The following is a 24,342-nucleotide window of genomic DNA, read 5'->3' as shown; positions in this document are numbered from 1 at the left end:
GTTGATCTTGCGAACGTGAAGATGAGCATGAACCCGTTTGACGAGATCGCGGTTGAGGAAGCCATTCGCCTGAAGGAAAAGGGCGTGGTGACCGAGATCGTGGCGGTGTCTGTCGGACCGCAGAAGGCGCAGGAAACGCTGCGCACGGCGCTGGCGATGGGCGCAGACCGGGCGATTCTGGTGCTGTCTGAGGATGAGGTCGAGCCGCTGGCCGTCGCCAAGATCATCAAGGGCATTGCCGATGAAGAGGCCCCCGGCCTGATCATCACCGGCAAGCAGGCGATCGACGACGATTCGAACCAGGTCGGCCAGATGGTCGCCGCGCTGCTGGGCCGTCCGCAGGGCACTTTCGCCAACGAGATCAGCGTCGAAGGTGACGCCGTTGTGGTCAAGCGCGAGATCGATGGCGGTCTGCAGACCGTGCGCCTGGCGCTGCCCGCCGTGGTCACCACCGACTTGCGCCTGAACGAACCGCGCTACGCCTCGCTGCCCAACATCATGAAGGCCAAGTCCAAGCCCTTGGCCAACAAGACGCCCGCCGACTACGGCGTCGATGTGGCCCCGCGCCTCAAGACGCTGAAAGTTACCGAACCGCCGGTGCGCAGCGCGGGCATCAAGGTGCCCGATGTCGATACGCTGGTCGCCAAGCTCAAGGAAATGGGAGTAGCCTGATGTCGAAGGTTCTCGTTCTGGTCGAACACGACAACGCCTCCGTCAAGGACGCCACCCTCGCCGCCGTCACCGCCGCTGCCCAAATCGGCGAAGTGACCGCATTGGTCGCAGGCGCAGGCTGCGATGGTGCGGCAACCGCCGCCGCGCAGATCGCAGGCGTCGCCAAGGTGCTCAAGGCCGATGACGCCGCGCTCGAAAACGCGCTGGCCGAAAATCTCGCCCCGCTCGTCGCGGGCCTGATGGCGGACTACGACGCCTTCGTCGCGCCCGCCACCACCACCGGCAAGAACGTCGCCCCGCGCGTCGCCGCGCTGCTCGATGTGATGCAGGTGTCCGACATCCTGTCGGTCGAAGGCCCCAAGACCTTCACCCGCCCGATCTATGCCGGCAACGCCATCGCCACGGTGGAAAGCAGCGATGCCAAGCTGGTCATCACCGTGCGCGGCACCGCCTTCGCCAAGGCTGAGCCGACCGGCGGCAGCGCGAGCGTCGAAGCCATCGCGGCAACCGCCGACAGCGGCCTGTCCACTTTCGTCAGCGCCGTAATCGCCAAGTCCGAGCGCCCCGAACTGACCAGCGCCAAGATCATCGTCTCGGGCGGCCGCGCGCTGAAGGACGCAGCGACCTTCGAGCAGATCATCACCCCGCTGGCCGACAAGCTGAACGCAGGCATCGGCGCATCACGCGCTGCGGTGGACGCAGGCTACGTGCCCAACGACTATCAGGTCGGCCAGACCGGCAAGATCGTCGCCCCCGAAGTCTACATCGCGGTCGGCATCTCCGGCGCGATCCAGCACCTTGCCGGCATGAAGGACTCCAAGACCATCATCGCCATCAACAAGGACGAAGACGCCCCCATCTTCCAGGTCGCAGACATCGGCCTTGTCGGTGATCTCTTCACGCTCGTGCCGGAACTTACGGGGAAGCTGTGATTGCCATATTGGAGTGTTTCCCCGGGGAAACACTCCAAATAGGTTAGTTGGATCCCAGCGTCACCGTCAGGCACTGGCTGAAATCATCCAGCACGTAATCGGCAAACGCTGCGCAATTGGCGAAGCCGTGTTTGCGATAAAGGCCCAACGCAGGCTCGAATGCCGGACCTTGCCCTGTCTCCAGACTGACGCGGCCATATCCGCGCGTCCGCGCCACGCCCAGCAAGTGCAGCAACATCGCCTCGCCAATACCCTTGCCCAGCCATTCGGGGGCAACGCGCATCGATTTCAGTTCGCCATGGGCAGCATCCAGTTCACGAATCGCGCCCATGCCGACCAGCCCCTCGCCCATCCACGCAGAGAAGAACGTCACGCCGGGCTGTCGCAATTGCTCCACCGGCAGGGCGTGAACCTTGCAGGCGGGCGAATGGGCATGCATCCCCGAAAGGTGCAGCGCCACCAGTTCGCGTATCGCTTCGCCGGAAAGATCGTCCTCGACGATCCACAAGTTCTCCTTCATGCGCCCCCGCTATGCTTGTCCGCCTTGCGTTTGCCAAAGCGCATTCCGGTTTCCAGCCTTGCGCGCAGTTGCGCGTAGTAGGCCTCGAGAAACGCGCGTTCGTCGCCCGCACCTGCACTCCAGCCAATCTTGCGGCAGATCGCCTCGGTAACATCGCGCATGCCATCGGCGCGGTTTTCGCGCAACACGCGCTCGAGCACTTGCAACTCGTACTCACCATAGATGGCAAGGTCGGCATCGCTGAACTTGTACTGCGCGCCGGTCGCCTGTGAGCGCCCGCGCGCAGCTTCGCCGACCGAAAGCGCCGTCTCGAGCTTTGTCTTCGGCGCTTCGACCACCCACGTGCCTGCGATCATGTCGCCACAGCGCAGCCGGTCGCGGTTGAAGAACGGGAACAGCGCGAAGATCAGGAACCAGCCGAGGCCCGCCCATCCGGCCATTTCGGTATCGCCACCCTCCACACTGGCGGAAATGAAGAAGATCAGCGGCATGAACAGTTCGATATCGCGCACCAGATTGCGCGCAATCACCGCTTCGGTGGTCAGCCGCCCGCCGTTTTCCCCGCGCGCCCGGGCCGCCACGCGGATGCCGCAGATGCGCTTTCCGGGCGTAGCGCCGCGCGGGCCGAGTTCGAAAAACAGGAACCACGCGTTGCGGAACAGGAACATCGCCACCACCCACACGATCAGCAGCGCCTGCATCGCGCGCCCGGCGGGGCCATCCTCCTTGTCGAAATCAAAGCCGATGCCATCGGCGATCCAGGCGAGAATGAGAGTGGAGCCGATGATGGCACCGAAAATCATCAACAGATCAAGGAACAGCGCCGCCGCCCGCGACCCGCGCGATGCCAGCATGAACGGGATCGGCACGCCTTCGGGCGAGACCACCATGCGTCGCCGCTTGTCACCATCGGCGCGGATCGGACCGGTTCGGGCCTCGCCGCGGCGTCGGAAGGGTATCTTCAGGGCAAGGGCCATCAGCGCACGCCCCTGCGGAAGGCGAAGAAATAGCCGGTCCACATCACCAGCATGAAAGTGCCCACGATCAGCCGCGATGGTGTGGAATCGACCAACTGGCGCGCAAATCCTTCAAGCAAAGCGGCGATGACCAGCATCAGCACCACTCCGGTCATCACTTGCGCTGCGCGCCGGCCCGCTGCCGCGGCCGCATCCATCACCGGCAGGTTGCCGGGAAAGGCCATCGACCGCCCCACGTGAATGCCCGCCGCGCCTGCCAGCAGGATCGCGAAAAGCTCGGTCGTGCCGTGGATGGAAAGCCAGCCGACGAAATCGAGCAGCAACCCTTGCCCGTGATAGAGCCACAGCATCGCCCCCAGCAGCGCGGTGTTGTGGATCAGCAGCAGCATCGTGGGCAGGCCAAAGGCAAAGCCCAGCGCGAAGCACAGGATCGAAACTTGCGCATTGTTGCTGAACAGGCTGGCGGCAAACACGCTCATCCCATCCTGATCCTGATTGCCGAACAGTGTGCCGCGCAACACTTCCTTGCTGGCACCCGGCACCCGTTCATCGGCGAAGCCGCCGGGGACAAGCGAATAGTACCATTCGGGATTGGACGCGACGAGCAACCAGCCGACCACCGTTCCCGCCACCATCAGCGCCAGCGCAATCAGCAGGTCGATGCCAAGCCCGCGCACACTGGCGCTCCACCCGCCGCCCAGAAACCCGCGAAACCACGACCAGAGCGAAGCGCGCGGGCCATAGACCAGGAACCACGCCCGCTGCGTCAATGCTTCAAGATAGCTGACCAGCGCGGCATCGAGCGACGTTTCGCGCGCAATCGAAAGGCTTGAGGCCGCCGTGCGATAAAGCGCGGGCAGGGCGAGCAGGTCTTCGTCTGAAAGCCCGCGCGTGCGGCCTGCTTCCATGCGTTTCAGGATCGCATCGAGCCGCTTCCAGTCAGCCTCGCGCTCCAGCCGGAACCGGTCGGACCGCAGCGCTGCCTGTTCCGCAGCAACGACAGTTTCGGACGGTTTGGAGAACCAGCCGCCGATGCGTTGTGCAATACCGGTCGTGACGGCGTTCACCCGATCCTCCCTTCGCGCTTGATGGCAAGGTAGGCGTCGAGCAGGCGCGTGCCGATCTGGTCGTGCCGCGCTTCCAGCACGCGCACGCCAAGATGCCGCAACCGCTGCAGCACCAGCGCGCGCTGGCGGATCAGGCTGCTGGCGGTGACGGCTTCGGCCACCGATTGCATGTCGGTCACGTCCGCCGTGGTGATTCCGGCAAGTTCGGCGTCGGTCATCACCACGAACAGCACCAAGTGCTTGTCGACCAGACGGCTCACGTTTTCCACCATCAGTTCGGCGCTGGTGGGGTCCGAGAAGTCCGAGAACAGCACGATCAGCGAACGCCGCCGCAGCCGCGCGGCCAGTGTGGAAAGGGCCAGTGTGAAGTTCGGCTCGCCGGGGTGGTAATCCAGTTTGGCGGCGGCGCGCTGTAGCCGGGCGAAATCGCGGCTGTCGGTGACGAAGGGCGTGGCGACTTCGGGCCGCGCAGCAAAGCCGAACAGAGCGACGCGGTCCTGCGCTTTCAGTGCGACGTAAGCGGTGGTCAGCGCGGCGGTGACCGCGCGGTCGATCCGGGGCAGGCCCTCGATCGGTTCGCACATCGCCTGCCCGCAATCGAAGGCGAAGACGATCTGGTTGTTGCGCTCGACCTCGTATTCCTTGGCATAGAGCTTTCCGTGGCGGGCCGAGCTTTTCCAGTCGATGCGGCGGCGGTCCATGCCGGGTTCGTATTCGGCCAGCGCTTCAAAATCGGTGCCTTCGCCCCGGATGCGGCGTGCGATCATGCCGAACTGGGCATCGCGCAGGAAGATTTGCAGTGCCGGGCTGCGTACAGGGGCGATGTTGGGCCAGACTCGCACTTCGGCGTCCAGCGCGCGGTTCGCCTGCCGGTGCGCAAGGCCGAGTGGCCCGGTCCAGCGCAGCCAGACGCGCGTTACCGCGCCGGTCCCGCGACGATTGGGCACAAGGTCGGTGGTCCCGCTCCATGCGCCGTCGGCAAAAGTGAGCGGCAGGGAGATGCGCCCGCCAGCGCTGAGGCGTGGGTCGCATTCCAGCGCGGCTTCAGGGCGCGCGCGGGGGGCGGTGCGCGAAAGGTCGGCCAATACGGTCAGTTTTGACGTCTCACCGACTTCCGAATCGCTTGGCACCACCACGCGCAGATCGTCGAGCGATCCGGCGAACAGCCCGTCGAGCAGCACCAGAACCAGCAACGCTCCGCCCAGCGCAGGCGCGGCGATCCATGCACCGGGGGCCGCTGCTGCCAGCAACAGCGCCACCGGAGCCAACCCTGCGATCAGCAGGACCGCGCGGCCTGTTGGCAGAAGGGCAGGCGGTCTGTTCAACGCGGCGCTTCCGTGCCCTCAACCAGCGCGGCCACGATGGCTTCCACCTGCTTGCCTTCGATCTCTGCCGCAGGGCTGAGCATCAGGCGGTGGCGCAAGACGGCGGTGGCGAGCGCTTTCACGTCATCGGGAATTGCGTATTCGCGGCCATCCAGCGCCGCCCGCGCCCGCGCTGCGCCTGCGAGCAACACTGCTGCTCGCGGGCTTGCGCCCACCACCAGATCGCCGCTTTCACGCGTGGCGCGGATCAGGCGGACGACATAGTCGACCACCGATTCGGCCATCGTCACCGCTGCGACTGCTGCTTGCGCCGCCTTTAACTGCGCGGCATCAGCCACTGCTGTAACGCCGAGTTCTGCAGGCTTTGGCGCGCCGCGCCCTTCGCCATAGCGGGTGACGATCCGCGCTTCTTCCTCGGCAGAGGGGTATTCGACGAGCAGCTTGAAGAGGAAGCGGTCGAGCTGTGCCTCGGGCAGGGGATATACGCCCTGGCTCTCGATCGGGTTCTGCGTTGCCACCACCATGAAGCGATCCGACAGGGCATGGCTCTGCCCGTCGAGCGTCACCCGGCGTTCCTGCATCGCTTCCAGCAGCGCGGCTTGCGTCTTGGGCGGGGTGCGGTTGATTTCGTCGGCCAGCAGCAATTCGTGGAAAATCGGGCCGCGCGTCAGCGTGAACTGGCTGGTCTGGAAGTTGAACAGGTTGGAGCCGAGGATGTCGCCGGGCATCAGATCGGGGGTGAACTGGATGCGGCCGAAGTCCAGACCCAGCGTGGCGGCGAAGGTCTGCGCGAGGAACGTCTTGGCGGTTCCGGGCGGTCCTTCAAGCAGGACATGGCCACCTGCGAAGAGTGCGACGAGGAGATGGTCGAGCACCTGTTCCTGACCCACCACAGCCTTGCCAACTTCGGCCCGGATGGCGGCGGAAAGCGCGCCAAGGTCGCCTAGGGTCATTCTAGGTGCATCTAGGTTCACTTCAGAAGCCTTTCTATATTTTGCAGAACCAGCGCGCGCCGGGTCACGTCATGCGGTTTGCGAGCATCGCGCAAGTGCCGGGCAGCACTGGAAAATGTCGGGCCGGGAACGCTGCGCCGTTCCTGCGCCACGTCGATCAGTCGCTCGATCTCGGTAGGTACAAGGCCCCGCGGCAATCCCAATGCCAACGCGATTCGTTCTCGCACCGCATCGGCATAGGGCGCGGCGGCGAGGTGGACGCGGCCGGCGCGGCGGATCAGCCCGGCAGCATTGGCGACCAGCGCGGCCTTGCCCATTGCGATTTCCGGGCCTTGCGCCAAGGAGGGGCCGAAGCGGTGCAGCGCACGCCATGCCACCGCCAACGCGGCCAGCAGCAGGCAGATCGTGGCGGCAAGGAAGGGCGGTTCGAAGGCCAGCGTCAGCAGGTTGCGGTTTGCGCCGAAGCCGTTGAAAGTCATGTCGAACGCAATCGGCATGTCACGGTCATCTGCCGTTGCCAGCACCAGATCGCGGGCCATCAGCGCGGTGGCTTTGTCGGCAAGGCCCCAGTTGTCCAGCAGGTCCGGCTCGAACACCATTACCACCGGGTAGAGATCTTCGTCATCCCCGCCGTAGTCCGGGTCGATCCCGGCGAAATCATTGAGGCCGGGATAGTAGCCATCATCATCCAGCCACGCGGCAAGAATCCTGCCGTTGCCGGCGTTGACGATGGGCACCAGCCCCTTGCCGGAGCCGCTTTCGACCTGCTTGTCATCAGGCAGCATTCCACGCCGTTCACCCACGCGCCAGCCGCCTGCAGGAGGGGATTTTCCGTCGCTCAGTTCCACCGCGACATTGTCGGCAAAGCCCGGCCATTCGGGCAGGACGGTGGAGATGATCTGCACCCAGCCGCGCTTGGCCTTGGCGGAATTGGCGTCACTTGTGAACCACTTGGGCGCGATCACCAGCGTTGGCCCGATATAGCGCCGTGCTTCGACGACTTTGGCAATCTCCTTGCCCTCGGCCCCGGCGGGTGGGGTGAGGATCAGCAGACCGGGAGCGCTTTCGATGGTCTGGCGGTTGCGCAGGCGCTGCACGTCCAGCCCTTCGGCCTCAAGCATCTGGGCCAGCCCGGCAAAGCCGTTAAGCCCCTTGCCGCCAACATGCGCACCGCCATTGTTGCCGCTGCCGCCTGTGCTGTTGCCAAGGAACCAGAGGAGGGCCACGAACGCCAGTGCGCCGACCAGCAGCATGCCGATCACCGTGCCGCGTGAGAAAGGAGAGGGAGCGGCGCTCAAGCTCTCGCGCCCAACGGTTCAAGCGCGAAGCGGGCATAGGCAGCGCGCGCGGTGGACCAATCTTCTGCCCCCAACGGGCGCAGGGCATAGCGGGCACGCTCAACCAGCGTGGCGATGGTGCCAAAGGCCGTCCGCGCCTCGGCAGGCAGGCCCTGAATCGCGCCAATCTCACGCGCGGTGCTGGCTGGTTTGAGCCAATCGGGCCGGGCGCGCGCGATCTGGCCGACGCTGCGCTGGAGCAGCAGGTGCGCGGCTTCGGCAAACAGGCCCTGTGCGGCCAGCCGGTCAGCATCCTCCAGCAAGGCCAGCGCCTCTTCGCGCGGCGGCGTCCATTCGGGTGTGGCCACTTTGGCGCGGCCTTGGCGTGCCAGCCACAGCGGCCAGAGCAAGGCCCACGCAATCCATACAATGCCCAGCCCCGCGCCGATCATCAGGATCAGTTCGATGACACCCCAACTGCCGCCCAGCAGCCGTCCCAGCGGAGACAGCAGCCATTCCAGCCATTCGCCCAGCGTTTTCATCCATTCAGGCGTTTGGGGCGGGGGATCGGGTGCCACGGGCGCGAACTGGATGTCTGACGATTCGCGGACCGAGCGCCAAGCCTCTTCCGCCGCCAATGCGCCATCATCTGCTGTATTTGCTGCCGCCCCGACTGTCACCGCCGCAACCTTGCATGCGCAACCAGCCGGTTCAAGCGCAACTGCATCAGCCCCGGATGCGCTCCATCGGATAAGTGCCCAGCATGCGCAGATCCTTGGCGAAAAAGCCCAGTTCCTCGAATGCCAGATCCACCGCGCGTTCACCGGGCGCGCCGACGATATCGGCGAAAAATTCGGTCGCGGCAAAGCTCGCCCCGCGCTGGTAGCTTTCCAGCTTGGTCATGTTGACGCCGTTCGTGGCAAAGCCGCCCAGCGCCTTGTAAAGCGCGGCGGGAATGTTGCGCACTTCGAACACGAAAGTGGTCATGGCCGGGACACTGATCGTGGCTGGATCAAGCGGTGTTTTAGAGAGAATTACAAAGCGCGTGGTGTTGTCGTGCGCGTCCTCGACATTGTCCTCAATGACTTTCAGGCCATAGAGTTCGGCTGCAATGCGTGGGGCCAGTGCGGCCACGGTGGTATCGCCCAGTTCCGCTACGAACGCCGCCGCGCCCGCAGTGTCGGCATAGCTCATCGGCACGATGCCGCGCTCGCGCAGATAAAAGCGTGATTGGCCAAGCGCCTGCGGGTGGCTGTAGGCGGCAGTGAAGGGGCCATCGCCCAACGCCATCAGGCTGGCATGAATCTCAAGGAAGTGTTCGCCGATGATCGACAATCCGCTTTCCGGCAGCAGGAAGTGGATGTCGGCCACGCGCCCGTGTTGCGAATTCTCGATGGGAATGATGGCCTGTCCCGCGCGGCCTTCTTTTACGGCATCCAGCGCATCTTCGAACGAGAAGCAGGGCAGCGGCAGGCAATCGGGGAGGGCTTCCATTGCCGCCCGATGCGAGTTTGCGCCCGGCGCGCCCTGAAACGAAACTGCGCGTGCCGGATCAGCGGCGGCGGCGGCGGCCATCTGCTCGACAAGGGCGAGCGCGGGGGCGGGATAGCTCTGCATATCGGGCGCGCGTTAAGCTGCTGTGTCCTTTCCGGCAAGTGACAACACTTTTTTGTGGGCTTTTTGGGGATGAAACCATCTTGCGTTGCGGCATGGCGCTCACTAGAGCGTGCCCCAACTCGCGCGGGTGTCGGCAAGGTGCTGGCGTGCGCCAATGGGGCTTCTAAATGGACGACCGCTTCAATACCATCGCCGGATGGACCTTGTTCGGAGGCATCGTGGCTCTGGGGCTTTCAAGCCTCTCGGGACACTATTTTCTCGCCGATAAGGCGCATCGTCCCCATGAAATGGGCTACGCGATCGAAGGCGTTGAAGAAGAAGCCGCGGCCGGTGCCGAGGCTGAACTGCCTTTGCCGAACCGGCTGGCCGCTGGCGATGTTGCCAAGGGTGAAGCCGTGTTTGCCAAGTGCAAGGCCTGCCACACCGCTGGTGAAGGCGGCGCAAGCGGCATCGGCCCGAATCTTTACGCCCTCGTGGGCAAGCCCATCGGCAAGCATGCCGCCGGTTTCGCTTATTCGGCTGACCTTGCCGGGCACGGCGGCAACTGGGACTTCGCCAACCTTGATGCGTGGCTGAAGAACCCCAAGGCGTTTGCCGCCGGCACCAAGATGTCGTTCGCCGGCCTGCCCAAGGGTGAAGACCGCGCCAACGTGATTCTCTATCTCAACTCGCTCGGCTCAAACCTGCCGCTGCCAGCGGCTGAAGCGGCGCCTGCTGCAGAAGCTCCGGCTGACGCAGCGGCGAGCGAAGCGGCTCCCGATGCAGCAGCAAGCGAGGCGGCACCCGCCGCCTGATCGCATCGCAGACCTAAGAAAAGGGGCGCGTGGACTTCGGTTCGGGCGCCCTTTTTCGTGCCCTTTGATGCGGGTTGCGGCGGTCGTCGGGCCAGACCAATCTGGATCAGTAGGGGGACACCACGATGTTTCGGAATGCGATTGGCCTGATCCTGTTGGCAATAGCTACCGTGCCTGCCGTTGCCGCTGAACCGCCGCTGGCGATGCAGGGTGAATGGACAGTCGATCTAAGCGCAGATCCGGCTCAGCCCTATACCAAGACCTTGGTTCTGGAATTGCAGGCCGATGGCACGGCAACGGGCAGCTTCTACGACAGCGATATACTTGCCGGGCGCTGGAAAACCGATCGCGGGCGCACTTGCGTCAGCTTTCGCACAACCGACGGTGCAGGACCGTATCATACGGCAGCTTGCTTGGTCGGTGATCGAATCGAGGGCCAGACCTGGGCCGAACACCGCAACTTCCTGTTCAACTGGAATGCGGCGCGCCCTGCGGCAAAACCGTAAATTTCAGGGCAAGCCAGCCTCGGACTAACCAGCCTCGGACTGACCGGCCTTTGGAACGCGCAATGCGGATTTTCGGGGGCGGGCGCTAACCCCTCACTCCGGCGTAGCTTCGGCCCGGCCCTTGAAGCCTTGGGCAATCACGTACCATTCCGAGGAATCCTTGCGGCTGGATGGCGGTTTGGCATGCTTCACGGTGGTGAAGTTCTTTTTCAGGATGCCCAGCAGTTCGGTATCGGTGCCGCCTGCAAAGACTTTGGCCACGAAGGCACCGCCGGGGGCAAGCGTCTGCACGGCAAAGTCCACCGCCGTTTCCACCAGCCCCATCGTGCGCAAATGGTCCGTCTGCTTGTGGCCCACGGTATTGGCGGCCATGTCTGACACCACCAGATCGGGCGGGCCATCCAGTGCGTCCAGCAAGGCCTGCGGTGCTTCGTCTGCCATGAAATCCATCTGGTAGATCGTCACACCTTCAATTGGGTCGGTCGGCAGCAGATCAATGCCTACGATCTTGGCCGCAGGGGCCTTTTTGCGCACCACCTGGCTCCAGCCGCCGGGCGCTATGCCCAGATCGACCACACGTTTGGCATTCCTGAGCAGGGTGAACTTCTCGTCCAGATCGATCAGCTTGAAAGCCGCGCGGCTGCGCCAGCCTTCGGCGCGGGCCTGTTTGACGTAAGGGTCGTTCAACTGGCGCGACAGCCAGCGGACCGAAGATGCGGTGCGGCCCTTGGCGGTTTTCAGCCGCTCGTGGGGATTCTTGTCAGACCTGCTCATGCTGCTTCCGTTCGTTTGGGGCTGCGCGGGTCTGCGCCGATGGCCATGAGGCTGCGCAGGATGCCTTCGCGGATGCCGCGATCTGCAATGCCGAGCCGGTCTGCTGGCCAGATGTCGATAATGGATTCAAGGATCGCACAGCCTGCCACGACAAGGTCGGACCGTTCGCGCCCGATGCAGGGCAGGGCGATTCGCTCCGCCGGGGTCATCGTGGCAAGACGGCGGCTGATGTGGCGCATCGAATCCGCTGGAACCACCAGCCCATCGACAGCACGCCGATCGTATTGCGGCAGTTCCAGATGGACGCTGGCCAGCGTAGTGACGGTCCCGCTGGTACCAAGCAGGCGGATGCGGCCTTCGCCGCGCGCGGCATTGCGCATCGGGCTGACTCGTTCGCAAAAATCGGCAAAGCCATCGTCCACGCGGCGGCGCATTTCGGCATAGGCAGCGGCGCGGGCCTGCGGATCATCGGCAATCGCGCCGATGCTTTCGGTCAGCGAAACCACGCCCCACGGCACGGATTGCCAATCAAGAATGCGTGGCACCGTTTCGCCGGTTTCGACCAGCACCATCTCGGTCGATCCGCCGCCGATATCGAAAATCATGGCTGGACCGGTGCCCTGTTCCAGCAGGATGTGGCAGCCCAGCACCGCCAATCGTGCTTCTTCCTGCGCGGTGATGATGTTCAGATGGATGCCGGTTTCTTCCAGCACGCGATCAATGAACGCCTGCCCGTTGGTCGCACGACGGCAGGCTTCAGTCGCCACCGACCGCGCGAGGTGGACGTTGCGCTTGCGCAGCTTTTCAGCGCAGACATGCAGCGCGGCCAGCGCGCGGTCCATCGCCGCGTCAGAAAGGTGTCCGGTCTGCGCCAGCCCCTCGCCGAGCCGCACAACGCGGCTGAACGCATCGATGACCACGAAATGCTCGCCCGATGGCCGCGCGATCAGGAGGCGGCAGTTGTTCGTGCCAAGATCGATCGCGGCATAGGCCTGGCGGTAGTGGGGTGCGTGACGGAGAGGGGAAAGCGGCTTTTGCCATGTAGCCGGGCCTTCCGGCTCAGCCGTGGGCGCCGTTGCCAAAACCGGTGTTATCACCGCTTCAGGCGCAGATGCAGGCGGCATTACTGCCGTTGCATCAATTTTCCCGCCACCGCCGCGCGATGCGGGCGGTTGCGTTTTGCCTGCCGACCCGGACGGGACACTGTTCCCGGCATTGCTGCGCGGCTTGCGAGGCTTTTTCCGTTGCCCCTTCTTTCTGCCGAAACGCGCGCCTTGCCCACTGGCCGGCGGAATGGATCCCGCCATGTCACAAATTCGCTTATGTTTTCCCGCGCCGCATAATGCCTGCCGGGTACTTGGCGGCGATGCTAGCGCCGCAGCGCCTCGCCCGCAAGGCCAGCGCCCAAAAATGCCACTTCCCCCGCTTGACTTGCCGCCACGCGCCCCGTAGTTGCGCGCCTCACATTGCCCCGTCGTCTAATGGTAAGACTACGGATTCTGATTCCGTCTATCGAGGTTCGAATCCTCGCGGGGCATCCATATTTTCTGAAATCATCAATATTTATCGTCTGGTGTTGGCGCCCCTCGCTCAATCGCCAGACAGCGTCGCCGCGCAATGCAGACTCCACCCAGCGTGAGCGGCTGCGAAAGCGGGATAGGGGCCTTTCGGACCGGTTAGCGCCAGCGGTGGCTGCCGACCAGATTACGACGCTCGCTTCCGGCACGTGAACGTCGTAATCTATGCTGTCAGGCAAAAACCGCGTTGAAGCCCGTCGCCCGCAGCTTCAATTGTCGCATCGGTCACTTCAAAGAACGAAATTTGATGCCGCCAACGACAACAGGGGGTCGAGCTGGATCAGGAAATCACCAACGCCATCCCCGTTCACGTCTCCAGTGACAAAGGTGTCCCCGCCCGCTTGGTAATAGCGAAGCTGGCCTGCGGCATTTGAAAATCCTGCTGTGCCGATGAAGGTAAAGGCCTGGTTTCCGCCGACATTGGAATTGGCGTCAATCGCACTGAGCGACATCCTGTCGGATTGGGCGGTCGAGAAGTCGGTGATGAAATCGATGTTGCCCGGTCCGCTGTCACTCAGGTTCTGGAACGTGAAGGTGTCGGCCCCAGCGCCGCCGGTGAGCCGGTCAGCGCCTGCGCCACCGATGATCACGTCGTTGTTGTTGCCACCGTCTATCCTGTCGACGCCGGCTCCGCCGTTCAGGGTGTCATTGCCAGCCAGACCATTGATCACATCGTCTCCCGTTCCGCCGGTCAGCGTGTTGGCGGCAGATGTTCCCGTAAGAGTGATGCCATCGACGACATCGAGAATGCCTATGGAGAGGGTCTGGCTGTCGCTCAATTCGCCGTCGCTGACATTGACGATCACCTGATAGTTGTTGTCGGCCCCGACATCGCCCGGTGCTTCAAAGTTTGGCGCGGTGACGAACGAGAGCAGTCCGGTGACGGAATTGATCGCAAACTTTGCTGCATCGGCACCGCCGCCGATGCTGTAGGTCAGCGCCGACCCATCGGGATCGCTGGCGGACATGGCCGCTACGGAAATGGTATTTTCGCTAAGCTGGAACCCGACCCCGTTCAGACCGCCGAACGACGTGATGACGGGTGCCTCGTTGACGTTGCTTACGGTAACCGCAAGCGCCTGGCTGTCCGAGAGCGCGCCATCGCTGGCGGTGACGATCACGTCATAGACGTTGTTGGCGTCAGCATCGGCTGGGGCTTCAAAGTTTGGTGCGGTGACGAAGTTAAGCGCCCCGCTGGCAGAATTGATGGCAAACCGGCTTGCATCGGCGCCGCCGGTGATGGCGTAGGTCAGCGCGTCACCATCGATGTCGGTGCCTTCCACTGTGCCGACTGCGAGGCTGCCTTCGGTTACCGACCTGGCGGACGACGAGACGATCAACGGCGCTTCGTTGGCGTTGCTGACCGCTACCGTCACGCTTTGCTGCGTTTCGGACGTGCCATCGCTCGCGCTCACGTTCACTTCGAACAGGTTGTCGCCATTGGCATCGCCTGCGGCTTCAAAGTCAGGCGCGGTGACAAACGAAAGTGCGCCCGTAATGGCATCGACCGCGAACATCGCCGCATCGGCACCGCCTGCAATGGAAAACGTGATGGGCGAACCTTCAGGGTCAACCGCTGCGACAGTGCCAATGGCAGTTATGTTCTCGCTCAGCCCGAAGGATGGCGCAGATGTGATGACAACGGCCTCGTCGACGTCAGATACAGACACCGACAGCGTCTGGGCCGTGGAGTTAAACCCATCGCTGGCCGTGACGACCAGTTCGTAGAGATTGTCGCCATTGGCATCGGCTGGCGCTTCGTGATCGGGCGCGGTGGTGAACGACAGCGCACCGCTTGCCGCATCGATCGAGAACAGAGCGGCATCTGCGCCGCCGCTGATGGCATAGGCTATCGTGGTTCCCTCGGCATCACTGGCGGCCACGATGCCGACGGCAGTGACATTCTCTGCCAGGCCAAAGCTCGAGCCTGAAGTAAACTCAGGGGCATCATCAACCGTGCCCACCACCACTGTCAGGGCCTGCGAGGCAGACAGGTTGCCATCGCTGACGGTGATTTCAACATCATACCGGTTGTCAGCATCGGCATCGGTCGGGGCTTCGAAATCGGGTTCAGTCAGGAAGCTCAGCGCGCCTGTTTGCGCATCGATGGCAAACAGCGCTGCATCAGCGCCACCCGAGATGCTGTAGACAAGTGTCTGCCCGTCCACGTCGTTGGCCAGGATGGTCCCTGCGGCAAGCTGGCCTTCAAGGACCGAGAGCGTGGCCACAGGCGCGAGCACCGGCGCTTCGTTGACGTTGCCGACCGTGACGGCCAATGCCTGCGTATCGGCAGTCACGCCATCGCTGGCCTGCACGATCACATCGTAGACATTGTCGCCATCGGCATCACCCGCAACGTCGTGGTCCGGAGCCGCAGCAAAGCTCAGCACGCCGGTTGCCGCATCAATCGTGAACTTTGCAGCATCGCTGCCACCGGCAATCGCATAGCTGCGCGGCGTTCCTTCCTGATCGCTGGCGACGACCGTGGTGACGGCGGTGGTGTTCTCCAGCACCTGAAGGCTGGCGCTGGCAGCACCGCCATCCGACACGATCACCGGCGTTTCGTTGATATTGCCTACGACAACCGTCAGCGTCTGCGTGGCCGAAAGCGCGCCATCGCTTGTGCGGACGATGACCTGATAGGTGTTGTCGGCGTTGGCATCGGCTGGCGCTTCAAAATCGGGAGCCTGCACAAACGCCAGCGCGCCGGATACGGCATCGATGGTGAAGCGTGCGGCGTCGGTTCCGCCGGCGATGGAATAAGTCTGCGTGGTGCCATCCGGATCGCTGGCGGTCACCGTGGTCACGGCCGAGGTGTTTTCGGCCAGCGTGATGGTGGTGTTGCCAAGGTTCGAGGTGATCGTCGGCGCTTCGTTCACGTTCGTTACGCCAACCATCAGGGTCTGGCTGTCGCTCAACGTGCCATCGCTGGCGCGCACGATGACCTCATAGACATTGTCGCCGTTCGCGTCGGTCGGGCTTTCGTGGTTCGGCGCAGTGACAAAGCGCAGGGCGCCGCTGGTCGAAACGATCGAGAAGCGCGCGGCATCGGCACCGCCGATGATCGCGTAGGTCCGTGCGGTGCCTTCGGGATCGCTGGCCACCACGGTGGTGACAGTCGTGCCGTTCTCCGCAACCGAGACGTTGGCGATATCACCCCCGCCATTCGACGAAATGATTGGCGCTTCATTGACGTTGGTGATTGTGATGGCCAGTGCGCGCGTGCCTGTCTCGCCGCCGCTGCTGGCGCTGACGGTCACGTTGTAGACCCGGTTCGCGCCGCTGTCGTTCGGAGCCTCGAAATTGGGAGCGGCCACAAAGCTGAGCGCGCCGGTCTGCGCATCCACCGCAAAGCGTGCTGCATCAAGCCCGCCGCTGATGGCGTAGGCGACAGGCAGATTGCCCGGAGCAACTGCTGCCAGCGTGCCAACAGCGAGCGTGTTCTCGGCAACAGTATAGCTTGCAGGAGAGGTAAACTCGGGCGAATCGAACAGGTTCGAAACGGTCACGTTCACAGTCTGCGAGGCGCTCAACACGCCATCGCTGGCCCGCACGATCACCTGATAGATGTTGTCGGCATTGCTGTCGGTCGGCGCTTCAAAATTGGGCGAAGCGAGGAGGGACAGCTGGCCGGTCTGGGCATTGATGGCAAAGCGCGCGGCATCCAGACCGCCCGTGATCGAAAACGCCAGCGGCGCGCCGTCGGGGTCTGCGGCAACTACCATGGCCGCCAGCACCGTGTTTTCCTGAACCGTAAAGGCAGCAGGCGAGGATATGATCGGCGTTTCGTTGACGTTGGTGATGTTGACCGAAATGGCCTGCGTATCGGCCAGCACGCCATCGCTTGCCTGCACGATTACGTCATAAACGTTGTCACCATTGGCATCGGTAGGGGCTTCGAAATTGGGAGCGCTGGTCAGCGTCAGGATGCCATTGCTGGCGGTGATGGCAAACCTTGCGGCGTCGGCACCGCCAACGATCGAATAAGTGCGCGCGGTGCCTTCCGGGTCGGTCGAGGCAATCATGCCGGCATAGGTCGAGCCTTCGGTCAGCGCGATGGTCGCCGTGCTGCCACCGCCGTTGGAGGTAATCACCGGCGCTTCGTTCACGTTGGTGATCGTGACCGCCAAAGCCTGCGTGTCGGTGACGATACCGTCGCTCGCTGAGACGATGACGTCATAGACACGGTTGAAGCCGGAATCGTTCGGGGTTTCGAAATTGGGCGCGGCAACGAAGGCCAGCGCGCCGGTTGTCGCATTGATCGTGAACTTTGCGGCATCAGCACCACCGCTGATTGCATAAGTGACCGCAGCGCCCGCGTAATCCGCAGCGGTCACGGTCGTCACGGCGGTCAGGTTTTCGGCCATGCTGATCGCTGCCGAAGCGCCGCCACCGTTCGAGATGATCGCCGTGCCTTCGATGACATTGTTGATGGTGACCGATATCGTCTGCACGGCCGAGAGATTGCTGTCGGCATCTTGTGCTTGCACCGAGACGACATAGACGTTGTTTGCATCAGCATCGCTTGGCGCTTCGAAATCGCGGGCGGACACCAGGCTAAGCGCGCCGGTCTGGGAATTGAGCGTGAAGCGGCCCGCATCAGCGCCGCCCGTGATATAGAACCGTACAGCGTCACCTTCCAGATCGCTGGCGGAAAGGGTCGTCACGGCAACGGTGTTTTCGTTGGTCGAGAAAGCCGTCGGCGAAGTGATGACCGGCGCATCGTTCATGTCGGTCAGTTGTACCGACAGTGTCTGGCTGTCTGATGTGATGCCGTCGCTGGCAGTCACGATCACATCGTAGATGTTGTCTGCGCCCGCGTCGGTCGGGGCCTCGAAATCGGGCAAGGCTGCAAAGCGGAGCAGGCCGGTTGCGGCATCGATGGTGAACTGTGCTGCATCTGCACCGCCAGTGATGGCATATTGCACAGCAGGGCTGCCCTGCGGAGCCTGTGCCGTGACAAAGGCCACGGCGGTGTCGCCTTCGACGGCGTGGATCGTGGCCGAAGCAGCGCCTTGTGACGATGTGATTGTCACTTCGCTCGGTGGAGCGCCGCCCTCGTTAAGGACGAAAATCTGGCTGCGGATCTGGTCGTTGTCTGACCCGGCCACGCTCATGTCGGTCCACGTTATCGCAAAGCCGCCATTGTCGAGCGCGACCACGCTCGGTTCGATCTGGTCACCTGCCAGCGTGGCATTCGCCAGTTGCACCGATCCGACAGGAGCGCCTGCGGCATCATAGGCCTGAAAGTATATCCCGCTTCCCGATCCGTCCGAGTTGGTGCCGTAGTTGCCGACCCACGTGACCACGAATCCGCCATCGCTCAGTGCGGTGAGTTCCGGTCCCTCGACAGCGCCGCCAAAATAGGCCGGAACAGTGATCTCTGCGCCGACTGGGGTGCCAGTTGGGGTGAACACTCTTATGTGCTGCGCATAGCCTTCGTACCAGGCAATCGCGAAGTTGCCATTCGTCAGCGTGATCGCCGAAGTCCCGACCTCCCCTCCATAGGGAGTTGTGAGAGTGCTGGCGGCGAACTCGGTCCCTACTTTGCTGCCGGACGCATCAAAGATTTGCGCCTTTATCCGCCAATTGCCGCTTGCCTGATCTGTCCAGGCGACGACAAAGCCGCCATCGGCAAGGCCGGTAACCGAAGGCAACGCCTGACTGCCGGTCGTCGAAGTGTTGACCAGGACTTCTGACAGAAGTGCGTTTCCGGCTTGATCGAACGTGGAAATACGAACGCCCGACCCGGATGTATCAGCGCCCGTCGTCCGGTTGTCGCTCCAAACGACAGCGAAGCCCCCATTAGCCAGAGCTACGGACTCTAGGTTGGAAGTATAATAAGTGCTCAGCGAAAGCGGTGATCCGATCTGAGTGCCGGCGCTGTCAAAGATATGCACTTTCGCCGAACTCGAACTCGTCAGCACGAAGCCGCCGTTGGCAAGTGCTGTGACCGTAGGACTGAGCACGACATTGGAAGGACCGAGCAGGATCAGTTCCGAACCGGAAGCACTGCCATCGGCGTGGAACATCTGGGCCCTGACAACCCTGTTTCCGTTTGAGTACAAGTCGGTATCGAACCAGGTGACAATGAAATCGCCATTGGCAAGGCGAGTCATGTCCGACTGTCGCTGCGATCTCTCGTGTGTTGAATTTACGACAAATTCTACGCCCGAACGCACATATACGGCCATGAATGCTTACCCCACCATTCAGATCGTTGCACGATTACTGGCATCGGCGTTTAAGATCAGTTAAAACATCCAGCTCGGCGCAACTTCTGCCGGATCTGCAAATCCACACTGATGTTTTAATGGTGTTGCTGTCGGCCTCTTCCAGTTTTCAATGCCTCGCGGCTGACGACAGTGGAGGCCGATGTCGGCACGCTATTCGGCGCAATCTCCTCGCAGGCCAACGGCACGATTGCCTTGGCGCTGGGCAGCGGCGCGATGCGGCTGGTTGCCACCGATTTCGACATGGCCTGTTTTTGCCAGTTTGAACGCGCGGTTGCAGCAACCGGTAGGCGCGTGGGTGTAACGTTCGGCTGGTAGGCGCAACGACGGGGGCGAAGCGCCGCGAGGGGAGAACCCCTTGCGCTTTTCGTCCTTTGGCCCGACTTAGGGTGGCATGACAGAAGAAGAAAAGCAGCACGATCTCACCCAGCGCAAGTTCTACAAGGCCGAGCAGGAAGCCGGTTTTGTCGAGAGCCAGCCACGGACCACCCCCCAACAGCAAGACCCGGCCTATCGGCTGGCCTTCCGCGATACCGACTTTCTCCTTCGCGAGGAGTTGCGCCCGGTCCGGTTCCAACTGGAACTGATGAAGCCGGAAATGTTGCTTGATGAGGCCAAGATCGGCTCCACGCTCGTCATGTATGGCTCCGCGCGCATCCCCTCGCCCGAAATGGGAGAAGCCGCGCTGAGCACGGCAACAACGCCTGAGCGCAAGGCTGTGGTTGAGCGTTTGGTTGCAAAATCAAAGTATTACGAAGAAGCGCGCCAGTTGGCCCAGATCGCCGGGAAATGTGGCATTGTTGAAGATGGCAAGCGCCAGTTCGTGGTCTGCTCGGGCGGCGGGCCTTCGATCATGGAAGCGGCCAATCGCGGGGCCGAGGAAGTGGGGGCGGAATCGCTGGGGCTGAATATCGTGTTGCCGCACGAGCAGGCGCCGAACAGCTATGTCACGCCGCACCTGTCGTTCCAGTTCCACTACTTCGCACTACGCAAGATGCACTTCCTGTTGCGTGCGCGCGCCGTGGCGGTGTTCCCCGGCGGGTTCGGCACCTTCGATGAATTCTTCGAACTGCTGACGCTGATCCAGACCGGCAAGATGAAGCCCATTCCCATCTTGCTGTTCGGCAAGAATTTCTGGAGCCGGGTGGTGAATTTTGAGGCGCTGGCGGAAGAAGGCGTGATCAACTTCGAGGATCTCGAGCTGTTCACTCCGGTCGAGACTGCTGACGAGGCATGGGCGCACATCGTGAAATTCTACGATCTCGATTGCTGACCTGAAGGTTCAGCGCACCGCCTGATGGCCCAGCGGCCCGTGCCCCGCGCCGAAACCCGGCGCGGCCAGCAATGCGGCGCGGACGAATTCTCGCGCGTCTTCAACGGCCTCCTCCAGCGATGCGCCGCTGGCAAGGAACGTGGCGATGGCGCTCGACATGGTGCAGCCGGTGCCGTGGGTGTGCCGCGTGACGATGCGCGGTGCAGTCCAGACCCGCTCGGGCTGGCCGGGCATGAAGAGGCGGTCGGTCACGTCCGGCCCCTCGGCGTCACCGCCCTTGGCGATATAGGCAATGCCACGCGCGCGCATGGCAGCATCACCGCCAAGGGCCTGCAATTCCGGCACATTCGGGGTGGTGAGCGTTGCGATGGCCATAAGCCGTTCGAACGCTGCGATCGTTGCTGTATCGGCCAGCGCTGCGCCGCTGGTGGAGATCATCACCGGATCGAAGACGATGGGAACGTTGAGTTTTTCAAGCTGGTCGGCCACCACGGCGGCAATTTCGGGCGAGCCGAGCATCCCGATCTTCACTGCATCGACGCCAATGTCATTCAGGCAAGCATCGATCTGCGCGGCTACCATTGCCGGATCGACAGGGAGGACCGCGTGGACGCCGGTGGTGTCCTGCGCGGTCAAGGCGCAGATGGCAGTCATGGCATAGCCGCCGAGCATCGTTATCGTCTTGATATCGGCCTGAATTCCTGCACCGCCGCCGGAATCGGAACCTGCGATGGAAAGGATGCGGGGTGGGTTCATCGGACGCAGCCAAGGTGGCTGGCATGCTTCGACAGGCTCAGCATGAGCGGGTCTTCCCTCTTTTCTGCACCCAATCCGCTCATCCTGAGCTTGTCGAAGGAGGGAACTTGCGCTCGCTCGAAGGCGGATGCTTGCCATGCAGCGCCTTGGCCCGCGTCGGACGGTCCATCAGTTCGCCGCTGCAATTGGGGCAGCGATCATCGAGCGCATCGGCGCATTCGGCGCAGAAGGTGCATTCGAACGAGCAGATGAACGCGCCCGGGGCTTCGGCCGGGAGATCAGTGCCGCAGCGTTCGCAATCGGGCCGCATTTCAAGCATTTACGCGGCCTTCCGCACGGCGTTGCAGATGTCGTCGACCACCGCTTCAACCTCGCCCGCATCGTCACCCTCGGCCATGACGCGGATCAGGGGTTCGGTGCCGGAGGGGCGGATGACGAGGCGGCCCTTGCCCGCAAGGCGGGCCTCGGCCTCGGCAATGGCCTGCTTTACCGCCTTGTCTTCCAACGGTTTTCCGCCTGCGAAGCGGACGTTCTTGAGCAGTTGCGGGACTGGATCGAAGCAGTGCAGCAACTCGCTGGCAGGCTTTCCGCTTGAAACCATCGCGGCGAGGACTTGCAGCGCGGCGACGGTGCCGTCTCCGGTGGTGGCGTGATCGGTCAGGATCATGTGGCCGGATTGTTCTCCGCCAACGTTGAATCCACCCGCCTTCATGCGCTCCAGAACGTAGCGGTCACCCACTGCGGTGCGTTCCAGGTGCAGGTTATGTGCATTTAGGTGTCGTTCAAGACCGAGGTTGGACATGACGGTGGCAACCACGCCGCCGCCGCGCAATTCGCCGCGTGCGTGCAGTTGCGTGCCAATCAGGGCCATGATCTGATCCCCGTCCACCGTCTGGCATTTCTCGTCCACCACGATCAACCGGTCGGCATCGCCATCCAGCGCAATGCCGATGTCGGCGCGTGTTTCGCGCACTTTGGCCTTGATCGCATCGAGGTGCGTGGAGCCGACGTTGAGGTTGATGTTCTTGCCATTGGGTTCAACGCCGATGGCGATGACTTCTGCGCCCAGTTCCCACAGCGCCGAGGGCGTGACGTGATAGGCCGCGCCATTGGCGCAATCGAGCACGATACGCAGGCCATCAAGGCGGACGTTGTCGGGCAGGCTGCCTTTGACGGCGTGGATATAGCGGCCACGCGCGTCTTCAATGCGGCGGGCGCGGCCCACTTGCGTGGCGTCAGCAAGGTCCAGTTCCTGCCCGAGCAGCGCTTCGATGGCGAGTTCCGCTTCGTCTGAAAGCTTGTATCCATCGGGGCCGAACAGCTTGATGCCGTTGTCTTCATAGGGATTGTGGCTGGCCGAGATCATCACGCCAAGGTCTGCACGCATGGAACGGGTGAGCATCGCAACGGCAGGCGTCGGCATCGGGCCGAGCAGCACCACGTCCATACCGACGGAAGTGAACCCGGCGACCATCGCCGATTCCATCATGTAGCCCGACAGCCGCGTGTCCTTGCCGATCACCACGCGGTGACGGTGATCGCCGCGCTGGAAATAGGTGCCAGCGGCCTGCCCCACCTTCATTGCGGTGGCGGCGGTCATCACGCCGGCATTGGTCCGGCCACGGATACCATCAGTGCCGAAAAACTTGCGTGCCATCGAACGGCTCATCCCTTGATTCAAGCGCCTTTTGCAGGCGCACACGTTGCCATGCCGCGTGACATAGCTAATGTCATCTCAAGATGACCTTACCGCCTGATGAAAATTCGTCCAACCCGGAGCCAAAATCGGCAGCCATGACCCTGCCGCCGATTGCGCAGGTTCCGGCGGCGTGGACATTCCTTGGCCTGATTGGCGGTCTGGTCGGAGGGCTTGCCATTGCGTTTGCCGCACCATCTGCGCTGCCGTTGGTCGAGACGTGGGTTCTGCCGGTGGGCGAGATGTGGCTCCGCGCGTTGCAGGCGACGATTGTGCCATTGGTGGCGGCGCTGCTGTTCACCGGCGTGACGCAGACGGTGGCGACGGCGAGTGCAGGGGCCTTGGCACGGCGGAGCCTTGGGATGTTCATTGCGGTGCTGGCGTTCAGCGCGGGGATGTCTTTGCTGGTCACGCCCGCGCTGATCGGGTTGATCCCGATTCCGGGTGAAGCGGGGGAGGCGTTGCGCCAGACGCTTTCAGGCAAGGATGCCGGGCCGGTGCCGGGGATTGCCGACTTCCTGCGATCTATCGTGCCGACCAACGTGCTGGATGCGGCGGCGAATGACCGGATGCTGCCGCTGATCCTGTTCATGGCGGTGTTCGCCTTGGCGGTTTCGCGGCTGGCGGGGCCGCAGAAGGAGGTGATGACCACGTTCTTTGCGGCGCTTGCCTCTGCCATGCTGGTAGTGATCGGCTGGGTGTTGGCGCTCGCACCCTTGGGCGTCTTTGCGCTGAGCCTTGCCGTGGCGGCCAAGAGCGGGACGGCGGTAATCGGCGCGCTGGCGCATTACATCCTGATCGTGGTGCTGACCGGGTCGGTGGTGATGTTTGCAGGCTATGGCGTGGCCGTGGCGATTGCGCGCAAGCCGCTTGGCGCTTTTGCCCGCGCGATGATGCCGGTGCAGGCCTTTGCGCTGTCCACACAGTCATCGCTAGCCTCGCTGCCAGCGATGTTGGGCGCGTGCCGCAATCTGGGCGTGCGCGAGACGACGGCAGAGTTCGTGATGCCGCTGGCCGTCGCGCTGTTCCGTGCGACCAGCCCGGCGATGAACCTTGCCGTGGCGGTATATGTTGCGCACCTTTATGGCGTAGAGCTGACGCCGATGGCGATGATCGCGGGCTTCACCGTGGCGATCCTTGTTTCGCTGAGTTCGGTGAGCCTGCCGGGTTCCATCAGCTTTGTTGCTTCGGTCGGTCCTATCGCCATCGCGATGGGCGTTCCGGTGGAGCCATTGGCGTTGTTGGTGGCTGTGGAAGTGCTGCCAGATCTGATGCGGACGCTTGGCAATGTGACACTGGACGTTGCCGTGACCGCTGCGGTGGACCGGGGACAGAGCGCTGAGCAATCGCGCTAACTGCAACTGCTGCTTCGAAAAATTCAATCAGTTCGCCC

21 protein-coding genes and 1 tRNA gene are annotated in these 24,342 nt (G+C 63.0%); 8 read left to right on the top strand and 14 right to left on the bottom strand.

From position 1 onward, the window contains the following. Both Q8R81_RS16065 and Q8R81_RS16060 read left to right on the top strand, forming a co-directional pair. A partial coding sequence (locus Q8R81_RS16065) for an electron transfer flavoprotein subunit beta/FixA family protein (RefSeq protein ID WP_305619534.1) occupies positions 1-672 on the top strand: 672 nt, incomplete at its 5' end. Continuing rightward, entirely contained in the window at positions 672-1,604 is a 933-nt protein-coding gene (locus tag Q8R81_RS16060; protein ID WP_305619533.1) for an electron transfer flavoprotein subunit alpha/FixB family protein, read from the top strand. The genes Q8R81_RS16065 and Q8R81_RS16060, both read left to right, overlap by 1 nt. A gap of 43 nt (positions 1,605-1,647) precedes the next feature. Here the strand turns inward: Q8R81_RS16060 and Q8R81_RS16055 are convergent, their stop codons facing one another. The 8 genes from Q8R81_RS16055 to Q8R81_RS16020 are packed head-to-tail and all read right to left on the bottom strand — an operon-like array spanning position 1,648 to position 9,340. Further along, entirely contained in the window at positions 1,648-2,124 is a 477-nt protein-coding gene (locus Q8R81_RS16055) for a GNAT family N-acetyltransferase (protein ID WP_305619532.1), read from the bottom strand. Beyond that, positions 2,121-3,101 (bottom strand): RDD family protein, encoded by a 981-nt coding sequence (locus Q8R81_RS16050; RefSeq protein WP_305619531.1) that lies wholly within the window; start codon positions 3,099-3,101, stop codon positions 2,121-2,123. The genes Q8R81_RS16055 and Q8R81_RS16050 overlap by 4 nt, the downstream gene beginning before the upstream one ends. Continuing rightward, a complete protein-coding gene (locus Q8R81_RS16045) occupies positions 3,101-4,168 on the bottom strand; it encodes a stage II sporulation protein M (RefSeq protein WP_305619530.1) in 1,068 nt (355 codons plus the stop codon). Before Q8R81_RS16045 ends, Q8R81_RS16050 begins: the two co-directional genes overlap by 1 nt. Further along, positions 4,165-5,493: a DUF58 domain-containing protein gene (locus Q8R81_RS16040; RefSeq protein WP_305619529.1), complete on the bottom strand. Its 1,329-nt coding sequence runs from the start codon at positions 5,491-5,493 to the stop codon at positions 4,165-4,167. Before Q8R81_RS16040 ends, Q8R81_RS16045 begins: the two co-directional genes overlap by 4 nt. After that, the gene (locus Q8R81_RS16035) at positions 5,490-6,446 is read right to left on the bottom strand and encodes a MoxR family ATPase (protein WP_305619528.1); all 957 of its coding nucleotides are present in this window, start codon (positions 6,444-6,446) and stop codon (positions 5,490-5,492) included. The genes Q8R81_RS16040 and Q8R81_RS16035 overlap by 4 nt, the downstream gene beginning before the upstream one ends. 17 nt (positions 6,447-6,463) lie before the next feature. After that, entirely contained in the window at positions 6,464-7,744 is a 1,281-nt protein-coding gene (locus Q8R81_RS16030; RefSeq protein WP_305619527.1) for a DUF4350 domain-containing protein, read from the bottom strand. After that, positions 7,741-8,403, bottom strand: a complete 663-nt coding sequence (locus tag Q8R81_RS16025; protein ID WP_305619526.1) for a DUF4129 domain-containing protein — start codon at positions 8,401-8,403, stop codon at positions 7,741-7,743. Before Q8R81_RS16025 ends, Q8R81_RS16030 begins: the two co-directional genes overlap by 4 nt. Positions 8,404-8,449: 46 nt before the next feature. Beyond that, entirely contained in the window at positions 8,450-9,340 is an 891-nt protein-coding gene (locus Q8R81_RS16020) for a prephenate dehydratase (RefSeq protein WP_305619525.1), read from the bottom strand. Positions 9,341-9,507: 167 nt separating this feature from the next. On the opposite strand from Q8R81_RS16020, the gene Q8R81_RS16015 reads away from it, so the two are divergent. Both Q8R81_RS16015 and Q8R81_RS16010 read left to right on the top strand, forming a co-directional pair. Beyond that, positions 9,508-10,134, top strand: a complete 627-nt coding sequence (locus Q8R81_RS16015; protein WP_305619524.1) for a cytochrome c family protein — start codon at positions 9,508-9,510, stop codon at positions 10,132-10,134. A gap of 125 nt (positions 10,135-10,259) precedes the next feature. Next, positions 10,260-10,640 carry a hypothetical protein gene (locus tag Q8R81_RS16010; RefSeq protein WP_305619523.1) on the top strand — a complete coding sequence of 127 codons (381 nt, stop codon included), beginning with the start codon at positions 10,260-10,262 and terminating at the stop codon, positions 10,638-10,640. A 93-nt stretch (positions 10,641-10,733) separates the two neighbouring features. Here Q8R81_RS16010 and Q8R81_RS16005 read toward each other — a convergent pair whose 3' ends face one another. Then, on the bottom strand, positions 10,734-11,414 hold the full coding sequence (locus Q8R81_RS16005; protein WP_305619522.1) for an RlmE family RNA methyltransferase: 681 nt from the start codon (positions 11,412-11,414) through the stop codon (positions 10,734-10,736). Further along, entirely contained in the window at positions 11,411-12,721 is a 1,311-nt protein-coding gene (locus Q8R81_RS16000) for a Ppx/GppA phosphatase family protein (protein WP_305619521.1), read from the bottom strand. Before Q8R81_RS16000 ends, Q8R81_RS16005 begins: the two co-directional genes overlap by 4 nt. Before the next feature lie 160 nt (positions 12,722-12,881). Here Q8R81_RS16000 and Q8R81_RS15995 point away from each other — a divergent pair. Continuing rightward, positions 12,882-12,955 (top strand) — tRNA-Gln (locus tag Q8R81_RS15995). 266 nt (positions 12,956-13,221) lie between these two features. Here Q8R81_RS15995 and Q8R81_RS15990 read toward each other — a convergent pair. Next, on the bottom strand, positions 13,222-19,110 hold the full coding sequence (locus tag Q8R81_RS15990) for an Ig-like domain-containing protein (RefSeq protein ID WP_305619520.1): 5,889 nt from the start codon (positions 19,108-19,110) through the stop codon (positions 13,222-13,224). 246 nt (positions 19,111-19,356) lie between these two features. Here Q8R81_RS15990 and Q8R81_RS15985 point away from each other — a divergent pair, with 246 nt between their 5' ends. Further along, positions 19,357-19,542: a hypothetical protein gene (locus tag Q8R81_RS15985; protein WP_305619519.1), complete on the top strand. Its 186-nt coding sequence runs from the start codon at positions 19,357-19,359 to the stop codon at positions 19,540-19,542. A gap of 76 nt (positions 19,543-19,618) precedes the next feature. Next, on the top strand, positions 19,619-20,497 hold the full coding sequence (locus Q8R81_RS15980) for an LOG family protein (protein ID WP_305619518.1): 879 nt from the start codon (positions 19,619-19,621) through the stop codon (positions 20,495-20,497). Between the two features lie 9 nt (positions 20,498-20,506). Here the strand turns inward: Q8R81_RS15980 and thiD are convergent, their stop codons facing one another. From thiD to glmM, 3 genes are all read right to left on the bottom strand, one after another. Next, on the bottom strand, positions 20,507-21,253 hold the full coding sequence (gene thiD, locus Q8R81_RS15975; protein ID WP_305619517.1) for a bifunctional hydroxymethylpyrimidine kinase/phosphomethylpyrimidine kinase: 747 nt from the start codon (positions 21,251-21,253) through the stop codon (positions 20,507-20,509). A 79-nt stretch (positions 21,254-21,332) separates the two neighbouring features. Continuing rightward, complete coding sequence (locus tag Q8R81_RS15970; RefSeq protein ID WP_305619516.1) at positions 21,333-21,572, bottom strand: DUF1272 domain-containing protein; 240 nt, start codon at positions 21,570-21,572, stop codon at positions 21,333-21,335. Next, positions 21,573-22,910 (bottom strand): phosphoglucosamine mutase, encoded by a 1,338-nt coding sequence (gene glmM, locus Q8R81_RS15965; protein WP_305619515.1) that lies wholly within the window; start codon positions 22,908-22,910, stop codon positions 21,573-21,575. A gap of 83 nt (positions 22,911-22,993) precedes the next feature. Here glmM and Q8R81_RS15960 point away from each other — a divergent pair, with 83 nt between their 5' ends. After that, a complete protein-coding gene (locus Q8R81_RS15960) occupies positions 22,994-24,304 on the top strand; it encodes a dicarboxylate/amino acid:cation symporter (protein ID WP_305619514.1) in 1,311 nt (436 codons plus the stop codon). The last annotated feature ends 38 nt before the right edge of the window (positions 24,305-24,342 follow it).

Source organism: Novosphingobium sp., from assembly GCF_030696665.1.
Lineage (GTDB): Bacteria > Pseudomonadota > Alphaproteobacteria > Sphingomonadales > Sphingomonadaceae > Novosphingobium.
This window is presented reverse-complemented; position numbering and strand designations above follow the sequence as displayed.